Below are 376 nucleotides of genomic sequence, written 5' to 3'. Positions count from 1 at the left end.
GGGTTAGCCGCCCGCCAGCTTCTCAATCAACTTGCATGTGTCGCCACATGCAATGTTGCGCTTTGCCGACCTGGTGGTCATGGCGGGGCGGCTGCACCCGTTCCCATTCCGAACACGGCCGTGAAACGCCCCAGCGCCGATGGTACTTCGTCTTAAGACGCGGGAGAGTAGGTCGCTGCCAGGTCTGCAAAGCGCAACATATCGATCATCTTCTCAAATACGAACTCAGGACACACTCACGGGTCGCTCTCGCGGCCCGTTTTGCCTTTCCGCCTTGGACACTTCCAAGGCATGTCGCGGGGTGGAGCAGCCCGGTAGCTCGTCAGGCTCATAACCTGAAGGTCGCAGGTTCAAATCCTGCCCCCGCAACCAAAAT

1 tRNA gene and 1 rRNA gene are annotated in these 376 nt (G+C 59.0%); both read left to right on the top strand.

Going from position 1 to position 376, the window contains the following annotated elements:
* Positions 1-69: 69 nt before the first annotated feature.
* Positions 70-184, top strand: a 5S ribosomal RNA gene (gene rrf, locus LL06_RS24555).
* Between the two features lie 111 nt (positions 185-295).
* A tRNA-Met gene (locus LL06_RS24550) sits at positions 296-372 on the top strand.
* Positions 373-376 lie beyond the last annotated feature (4 nt).

Origin of the sequence: Hoeflea sp. BAL378 (assembly GCF_000759435.1) — a bacterium.
In the GTDB taxonomy this organism is placed as follows: Bacteria; Pseudomonadota; Alphaproteobacteria; order Rhizobiales; family Rhizobiaceae; genus Hoeflea.
Note: the sequence above shows the minus strand (reverse complement) of the source record. Positions and strands in the feature narration are given on the sequence as shown.